Source organism: Streptomyces sp. H39-C1, assembly GCF_027158125.1.
GTDB lineage: Bacteria > Actinomycetota > Actinomycetes > Streptomycetales > Streptomycetaceae > Actinacidiphila > Actinacidiphila fildesensis.
Window position 1 is genome coordinate 1 of the sequence record NZ_JAPVLS010000178.1, and the last position, 7,039, is coordinate 7,039.

Sequence of the window (7,039 nt, forward strand, 5' to 3'; positions counted from 1 at the left end):
ACCATCCCGCCCGCAGCAGCCCCACCCGCGACCCTCGCCGTTCTCCAAGCCCGCGTCCTCACCCTGACCGGCGAGCCCGCAACCAAGATCAAGACGACGTGTTAATGATCTGCAAGCTCTTATGCGCTCATTTCGACGTGGTGAGCGATAGGCACATGGTCAATTGGCGAGCCGAAGGTCGGTGACGAGGCGGAAGCGCTCAAGGACCACCAGCGTGGCGTCGTTCACGGTGAATGTGGCATCGCCCAACGCGGCCCGCATCTCCGGGCCGTGCCAAAAACGCTCATGGCCGCCGCGCCACTCGGCCACGGTCGTGTGACCCTCGCCTTCGTCCATCGCATGGGCGAGGTCTACTTGCGCCAATGGCAGGACGCGCACGCTGGTCACCTCGATGACGGCGACCGGACGGTCAGTGGGATCGACTACCTGGGCGCCGTCGACATTGTCGGTACCCCCTGCCTGGTGCGGTGGATCAACGCTACTCGCCCCCGAGCCTCGTGTGTCGGGCCTGGAGAACGCCCGACCGTCTGGCTCCCGAACGCACAAGAGCGGCCGGTCGCCACCGCATTGGGCCACGAACCGCTTCGCGGGAGCCGGCCGGCCGAAGCCGCGCCCGAAAGCGTGATCCCTCACTGCCGGCCGCCACCGGACCCGCAGGCACCGACCACACGAAGAGAGTAGATGGGTACGTACCCGTACCCATATGCTGGTGGGGATGGAAGGAGTCCGAGTGTCTGACGCAAATGTCCGCATTCCCAAGGAAGCCAAGGACCGGCTCGCCGCGATCGCGGCGAGCGAGGGCCTGTCGCTGCGCGCCTACCTGGCCCGCCTCGCAGAGACGCTGCTCACCCCGCAGGAGCGTGCCGAGCGTGCCGAGCAGGCCCGCATCGCGCTGCAGGAGTGGAATGGGTACGCCCCGACTGCGAGCGATGAGCAGGATCTGGACCGTGAGCTGGACCGCCGCCTGGCACAGGTGACCGCCCGGTGAGCGACGCGATGCACATCGTCCTGGACGACACCGCCATGACGGCCGCCGGCCAGGGCAACATCCTGGCCTCCCGGCTGATCCACCGGGCCCACACCGAACCGGGCTGGTTCCTGTACGCTCCGGCCTGCGCCTTGGTCGAAGCCGACCGCACCCGACCGGGGACAGCCGAGCACATCGCGGCTCTGCCCGGCATCACGGTGCTGGACCTGGACCTGTCCGCCGCGCTGGCCGTGGCGCAACAGGAGACGTGGGCCGCCGCCCACGCGCAGTACACGGCACAGCCCACGCCGGACCGGCCGGACGGCGCGATCGTGGCCACCACGGCGGCGAACCGCTGGGAGGGGCAGCCTGTTCGCGTGCTTGATCTCACCCCCTGACGCTGTTGATCATCCGCCCTGAGCTGGGGTCGCGATGCCGAAGATATCGATCAACTAGATGAGCGCTATGATCGTCGTCGGGGTGATCTTGGGCTGTCTGCACCATGGGCATGCGACTCGTGTGAGTAGTGATGCACTCGCGTCCGGGGCCGTATGGTGAGGCGTCAGTAGTCCGAGGCTGACGGTGGTAGGCATCGGCTTCATGGACTGGACGCTGCCCGAGCCGATACTCGCCGCCCCCGTGATGAGCTCTAGTCTGCCGGTGAACTATGCAGCCGAGCCGAAGTGGGAAGGGTATCGGGCGCCGGTGGCCCACTACGCGGACGGGCATGTCGTGATCCGGTCGCGACGCGGCACCCTCATGACGACGGCCCTTCCGGAGATCACCGCCGCCGCATCCGCGCTGCCCGCGGATGTCGCGTTGGACGGCGAGCTGATCGTCTGGGAGGACGGGCGGCTGGCGTTCGAGCGACTGCAAGGCCGACTAAACCGCACCGCTGCAGGAGCTGCCGCGTTGGCCGCGCAGTGGCCGGCCCATTCGTGGCGTTCGATCTCCTGCGTCATGGCGCCACCGATCTGACGAGCCGCCCGTACGCCGAGCGCCGCGCAGCATTGGAGCGTCTCTTCGCGGACTGCGAGCTGGGGCCGCCCTGGGCGTTGTGCCCGTCGACGACCGATCCGCAGGTTGCGGCAGAGTGGCTGTCCTGGTCGGCGGTGGGTATGGAGGGGCTCACCTTCAAGCGCCTGACCCAGCGCTATTTGCCGGGCGAGCGCCGATGGCAGAAGTACCGTTCCCGGCCAGTACGGAGGCGATCGTGGGTGCGGTCAGCGGCTCACTGTCGGGGCCCACCACGGTGTTGTTGGGGCGATTCGATACCGCCGGACGGTTGCAGTACGGTCGGCCGCAGCACGGTGCTGGCACAGAAGTTGAGACGGGCCCTGGCCGATCAGCTCAGCCGGACTGCGGGGGAGCACCCGTGGACGGGGTGGTCGTTCTCGGCCGGCTGGCGCAGTAAAAAGAGCCTGGTCGCGGAGTTGGTGGAGCCGCTGCTGGTCGCCGAGGTGGCTCTGCGGACGTCTCGCTGGATTCGTCAGGGCAGTGGAGGCATCCCGTGCGCTGGCTACGGGTGAGATCCGACCTCGCCCCACGCGCCGCTCTTCCGGAAGATCTGCCCGGTGTCGAGGTACTGCGCTGGTTAGCGCCCGTCAGACGGGCCAGGCTCGTCCCCCGCCCCCGCCCCCGGCGAGGCCGGGCTGTCGCCTTGGCCGGTCGTGGCGTTGTCACGGCTCTCGTCGGGGTGCGTTGTATGGACGTCCCGGGTGTAGGGGTCACCGGCTGGACCGCGGTCTTGATGGCCCGGGCCATGATCGGGCGGAGTGGGCTGGCCGAGTTCATCCCGGGTCTGCCAAGAGCCAGAGCGCAGCTGCGGCCCGGCTGGGGGCGGCGGCTTGCGGCGGCGCAGCCGCATGCCGTAGGCGACCGCTGCGATGAGCAGGGCCACCATGACGACACCGATGGTCAAGGGCGCGATCCCCACCAGGAAGTCATGGGTCACGGCCAGCTCGCGGAACCCGACAGCATTTGCTCTCATACACGACAAAATACTCTCCGGTTCGCGCCCCACGCAGCTGCGCGGTCCCGCCACTGCGGTGAGGCTTTGCCGGCCCGGGGCGCGGAGGCACCCAACAGTCGTTCGCCTTGCTACGGATCCTGGAGGAAGGCAGCGATCAGTACCTACAGGTTCGGGTGGCGCTGATCGAGATGAACCTGTCGCTGGTGCGCTTCATGGCCCGCCGACTCCGCAGCCCGGACTAATAGTGGGTCGACAGGCCACTCTGCGGGTACGGGCCGTGGGGAGTGTCCATGTCCACCCGCCGGGCGTCCTGGGGCTATCACTCGTTCGGGTGTGGGCTGCCGGGGAGGGTGCCAGCGACGGGCGACGCCCGCCCCGGCAGCCAGGGGCGGCGTGGCGTGGGACAGGCAGGTCGGCGCCACACCGCGTTGTGGAAAGGCGCCTATGACGGCGGCCCGGATGGCGACGATACCGGTGAGCAGGGGGTTGCGGCCGGTGGGCGCGCGGGAGTTCACGCGCTGAGGAGCCCGGTGCGCAGGGTGGCTAGGGTGCGGGATAGGAGGCGGGAGATGTGCATCTGGGAGCAGCCGAGGACGGCGCCGATCTCGGTTTGGGTCATGTTCTTTGCGAAGCGCATGTGAAGGAGGGTGCGTTCGCGGTTGCTCAGGGCGGCCAGGAGGGGTTTGAGGTCGAGGAGTGTCTCGACCAGGTCCAGGCCGGGGTCGGTTGCGCCGATTCGCTCGGCGAGGGTGTGCCTGCTGGTGCCGGTGTCGTCGTGGGCGGCCGGAACGTCGAGGGATTCGGCGGTGTAACCAGCAGTGGCCAGGACGCCCTGGTGGACTTCGGCGGTGCTCAGGCCGGTGTGCTGGGCGACTTCGGCGGTGGTGGGTGGGCGGCCGAGGTCGGTGTGCAGGGCCTCGCGGGCCTTGAGGAGGATGATGCGGCGCTCTTGCAGGCTGCGGGGGACGCGCACGGCCCAGGCGGTGTCGCGGAAGTAGCGTTTGATCTCGCCGCTGATGTAGGGGATGGCGAAGGTGGTGAATTCCACCTGCCGTTCCAGGTCAAAGCGGTCGATGGCTTTGATCAGGCCGACCGTCCCCACTTGGCGGATGTCCTCGCTCAGGTCGGCCCGGTTCGCGTACCGTCCGGCGACGTAGCGGACCAGGGAAATGTTCAGCACCACCAGCGTGTCGCGGGCGTAGCGGTACTCCGCGCTGCCTGGCGGGACCTGCCGCAGGCGAGCCAGGAACGCCTTCGACAGCTGCCGGGCTTGCTGCGGGGGGACCTTTGCCGCGTCCTCGATCCAGGGGAGCACTGCCGACGGGCAACACCCGTCGGCGCGGGCGCCCCGGTCCGTGGTTGCACGTGCCCCCATGTTCCGGCCTCCAGACCAGCATTCCTGCCCGATAAGCAATATTTCACCCCATTTGACACTAGTCATTCGGGTCGTCGTCGTAATGGCGCCCGCTGCGTTACGGGGCGCGGCCGGCAGGGGCCGGTGGCAGGCTGGGGGGATGGATGATCGGCAGGCTCGTGTGGTGGTGCACCCCTGGCTGGACGGGGAGCGCCGGGTGACCGTGGACGGAGAACTGGTCGGAAGGGCGGTGGTGCTCGAAGACCTGCGGGAGTTCCTGGCACTGGCCGGCCTGGACCGCGAAGCCCTGCGGGACCCGGCGGTAGTGGCGCGGTCACGGACCGGACACGTGGAGCGCTGCCCCGGCGGCCCGGCCATGACCGACGCGGACCCCGATTTCCTGGCCGTGCTGACTAAGTCGCGGCCGGCGCGCCCCGCAGGCGGCTCAGCGCGGCCGACCGGGCCGCGTGCGGCACCGATCTGAAGGCCGCCTACGGCCGGGGTGGCTCGATTCGCGCACTGGCTACCGCCACCGGACGCTCCTACGGCTTCGTCCACCGGGCCTTGACCGAGGCCGGCGCCTGTTTGCGGGGACGCGGCAACCCTCGCCGACATTCCCCCGGGGTGGGCAGAACCCCCGTGCCTGGAGATGATGGGGAGCATGCCTTCCCTACCGCGGCTGCAGATAGATCAGATCGCCCACCCCCGGACTGACCTCGCCGTCCTGGCCCTGGCCGGCGAGCTGGACCTGGACACCGAGCCCCTTCTGGCCGCCGGCATCGCCGCTGCGATGACGCCCGGGCGGCACCGGCTGATCCTGGAATGTAGCGGGATCACGTTCTGCGACTCACGCGGTTTGAGCTACATCCTGGGCGTGCGACTGGACCTGAACGACCGCGACGGGTCCCTGATTTTGGCGGCTCCCGGCGCCCAGTTCCTGCGCACCATGCAGATCATCGGCGCCGACCAGGCCCTGACCTTGACTCCGGGCGGCATCACCGAGGCCGTCCTGCTGCTCCCCCCAGACCCGAGCGCCGCGGCTCTCTGACCGGGCGCGCCGCCGTGGCGGGTGGTGCTGCGGGTCATACGGTGCGGGTGGCTGTCGTAACGCAGGAAGCAGGTGGTCGCGGTGACCGGTGGGTTCGAGATCTACCAGGACAGCGCCGAGCTGTGGCGGTTTCGCTACCGGACCGACCTGGGCGAGATCATCGCGGTCAGTGATGAGGGGCTCAACAAGCAGTCGAGCATCCGCAACGTCATCGACTACATCCAACGCAACGCCGCCCAGGCCCCCATCCAGGATGTCACCGACAACACGGCCGGCCCGGAACAGTAACGCCTCATCCGTGCCATGCGGCTCTCATAAGCGAGCGCCGCGATGCCGGGTTCGCCGCGGACCAGCCGGACATGCGGTGGCGCGGCGGACAAGTGTGGTGGGCTGTGCTGTCGGTCCCCGGATAGCGCGCTCAGCAGCCGGCCGAACTGGGGGCAGGGTGCGGGCGACGTCGGCCAGGCAAAGATCCCGATCAGCAGGATCCCCGACGTAGGCGCCGGACCCAGCGGTGCGCGGGCCTATGGGGAGTCGCCCGTTGCATCGGCCGGGCGGCCGGGCTGTCCATGATGGCCCGGGCGACCCGGACACGGCGTCCCATCGGCCGGTGCGGGCGGTTGCCGCAGGGTGGGGTGAGGATCACAGTAGTGAGGGGGAGAGCGTTCGCGCGAGAACGGAGTGCACCGTGATCGTCCTCGGAGTAATTCTGCTTGTCATCGGTTTCCTGGCCAGCATTTCCATCGTGTGGACTATCGGGATCATCCTGGTCGTCGTCGGAGTGGTCTTGTGGCTCCTGGGCTCTATGGGCCACGCGGTCGCCGGGCGGCGGCACTACTGGTAGCCCGGTGCGCCCCCGGGCACAGGTGAAACCTGTGCGTTGACCAGGAGACGGACGGCACCGCCGTTTCAGACGGAACGTCGGCGTCACAGGGAGGCCCTCGATGTCCACAGGAATCCTCATTGCGATCATCGTCGCGGTCGTGCTGATCGCCTTGGCGATCGGTGTGTGGATGATGATCCGACGCCGGCAACTGCGGGAGCGCTTCGGCGCGGAATACGACCGCGTTGTTGAAGCCGAAGGCAGCCGAATGGCCGCCGAGCGTGACTTGCGCGCGAGGGAGCAGCGGCATGACGACCTTGACATCAAGCCGCTCCCGTCGACGACCCGACAGCAATACGCCCAGGGCTGGACCAGTGTGCAGACGCGCTTCCTGGACACACCGGAGGAAGCCGTGGGCGAAGCGGACCAGCTGGTTGCCAGGCTCATGAGGGAGCGTGGCTACCCGACTGAGGGATACGAGCAGCAGCTGGAGGATCTGTCGGTTGAACACGGGCGCACGCTGGAGCACTACCGCGCTGCCCATGCAATCAAGGCGCTGACCGGGCGGCAGGCGACCACCGAGGAACTGCGGGGCGCGATGGTCCATTACCGCGTCCTGTTCGACGACCTGCTGAGCGACGCAGAGCCGCCGGGCGAGCAGCGCGCTTGAGCCCGCTCTGGCATGTACCGCACGGGCAAGCAAGCGCACGGCGGACGGTATTCGGACGAGGTGAGAAGCTGGGGCTTTCCCCAAGGCCGGGTAGTTAGCGTTTTCGCAGGTCACGCAAGTGCCTGGAAGGTTTCTCGACGTAGTGCAACGGAGCTCGTTGGTACAGGCAGTCGTCCAAGACAGCTTGTTGCCGAAGGAGCTCCGT

General features: G+C 68.5%; 11 protein-coding genes and 2 pseudogenes. 10 read left to right on the plus strand and 3 right to left on the minus strand.

The window, feature by feature from the left end; translation table 11 throughout:
- Nucleotides 1-159: 159 nt before the first annotated feature.
- Nucleotides 160-426 (minus strand): annotated as a pseudogene (locus O3W51_RS46630) (ASCH domain-containing protein); the annotation flags it as partial.
- 304 nt (nt 427-730) lie between these two features.
- Between O3W51_RS46630 and O3W51_RS46635 the strand changes: the two are divergent.
- The 4 genes from O3W51_RS46635 to O3W51_RS46650 all read left to right on the plus strand — a co-directional run bounded on the left by O3W51_RS46635 (nt 731) and on the right by O3W51_RS46650 (nt 2,496).
- Nucleotides 731-988 (plus strand): hypothetical protein, encoded by a 258-nt coding sequence (locus tag O3W51_RS46635; protein ID WP_138359165.1) that lies wholly within the window; start codon nt 731-733, stop codon nt 986-988.
- An 8-nt stretch (nt 989-996) separates the two neighbouring features.
- The gene (locus O3W51_RS46640) at nt 997-1,365 is read left to right on the plus strand and encodes a hypothetical protein (protein WP_138359185.1); all 369 of its coding nucleotides are present in this window, start codon (nt 997-999) and stop codon (nt 1,363-1,365) included.
- A 202-nt stretch (nt 1,366-1,567) separates the two neighbouring features.
- Nucleotides 1,568-1,945 carry an ATP-dependent DNA ligase gene (locus O3W51_RS46645; RefSeq protein WP_232486303.1) on the plus strand — a complete coding sequence of 126 codons (378 nt, stop codon included), beginning with the start codon at nt 1,568-1,570 and terminating at the stop codon, nt 1,943-1,945.
- Nucleotides 1,906-2,496, plus strand: a complete 591-nt coding sequence (locus O3W51_RS46650; RefSeq protein ID WP_269290079.1) for an ATP-dependent DNA ligase — start codon at nt 1,906-1,908, stop codon at nt 2,494-2,496. The genes O3W51_RS46645 and O3W51_RS46650 overlap by 40 nt, the downstream gene beginning before the upstream one ends.
- Nucleotides 2,497-2,561: 65 nt before the next feature.
- On the opposite strand, the gene O3W51_RS46655 is transcribed toward O3W51_RS46650, so the two are convergent.
- Both O3W51_RS46655 and O3W51_RS46660 read right to left on the minus strand, forming a co-directional pair.
- Entirely contained in the window at nt 2,562-2,957 is a 396-nt protein-coding gene (locus O3W51_RS46655; protein WP_269290082.1) for a DUF6479 family protein, read from the minus strand.
- Nucleotides 2,958-3,450: 493 nt separating this feature from the next.
- On the minus strand, nt 3,451-4,314 hold the full coding sequence (locus O3W51_RS46660) for a SigB/SigF/SigG family RNA polymerase sigma factor (protein ID WP_138359167.1): 864 nt from the start codon (nt 4,312-4,314) through the stop codon (nt 3,451-3,453).
- A 139-nt stretch (nt 4,315-4,453) separates the two neighbouring features.
- Here O3W51_RS46660 and O3W51_RS46665 point away from each other — a divergent pair, with 139 nt between their 5' ends.
- From O3W51_RS46665 to O3W51_RS46690, 6 genes and pseudogenes are all read left to right on the plus strand, one after another.
- Nucleotides 4,454-4,777, plus strand: a complete 324-nt coding sequence (locus O3W51_RS46665; protein WP_306665080.1) for a hypothetical protein — start codon at nt 4,454-4,456, stop codon at nt 4,775-4,777.
- Nucleotides 4,735-4,905: pseudogene (locus O3W51_RS46670) on the plus strand (helix-turn-helix domain-containing protein); the annotation flags it as partial. The gene O3W51_RS46665 and the pseudogene O3W51_RS46670, both read left to right, overlap by 43 nt.
- Before the next feature lie 49 nt (nt 4,906-4,954).
- Nucleotides 4,955-5,341: an STAS domain-containing protein gene (locus tag O3W51_RS46675; RefSeq protein ID WP_187145211.1), complete on the plus strand. Its 387-nt coding sequence runs from the start codon at nt 4,955-4,957 to the stop codon at nt 5,339-5,341.
- A gap of 81 nt (nt 5,342-5,422) precedes the next feature.
- Nucleotides 5,423-5,629: a YegP family protein gene (locus O3W51_RS46680; RefSeq protein WP_187145212.1), complete on the plus strand. Its 207-nt coding sequence runs from the start codon at nt 5,423-5,425 to the stop codon at nt 5,627-5,629.
- A 400-nt stretch (nt 5,630-6,029) separates the two neighbouring features.
- Nucleotides 6,030-6,185: a DUF6131 family protein gene (locus O3W51_RS46685; protein WP_198359552.1), complete on the plus strand. Its 156-nt coding sequence runs from the start codon at nt 6,030-6,032 to the stop codon at nt 6,183-6,185.
- A 100-nt stretch (nt 6,186-6,285) separates the two neighbouring features.
- Complete coding sequence (locus O3W51_RS46690; protein WP_138359173.1) at nt 6,286-6,834, plus strand: hypothetical protein; 549 nt, start codon at nt 6,286-6,288, stop codon at nt 6,832-6,834.
- Nucleotides 6,835-7,039 lie beyond the last annotated feature (205 nt).

Bases quoted from the DNA above. Each gene is read 5' to 3' on its own strand.
- O3W51_RS46690 (WP_138359173.1), top strand. From the start codon at position 6,286: ATGTCCACAGGAATCCTCATTGCGATCATCGTCGCGGTCGTGCTGATC.
- O3W51_RS46640 (WP_138359185.1), top strand. From the start codon at position 997: ATGCACATCGTCCTGGACGACACCGCCATGACGGCCGCCGGCCAGGGC.
- O3W51_RS46655 (WP_269290082.1), bottom strand. From the start codon at position 2,957: ATGAGAGCAAATGCTGTCGGGTTCCGCGAGCTGGCCGTGACCCATGAC.
- O3W51_RS46675 (WP_187145211.1), top strand. From the start codon at position 4,955: ATGCCTTCCCTACCGCGGCTGCAGATAGATCAGATCGCCCACCCCCGG.
- O3W51_RS46665 (WP_306665080.1), top strand. From the start codon at position 4,454: ATGGATGATCGGCAGGCTCGTGTGGTGGTGCACCCCTGGCTGGACGGG.
- O3W51_RS46660 (WP_138359167.1), bottom strand. From the start codon at position 4,314: ATGGGGGCACGTGCAACCACGGACCGGGGCGCCCGCGCCGACGGGTGT.
- O3W51_RS46645 (WP_232486303.1), top strand. From the start codon at position 1,568: ATGGACTGGACGCTGCCCGAGCCGATACTCGCCGCCCCCGTGATGAGC.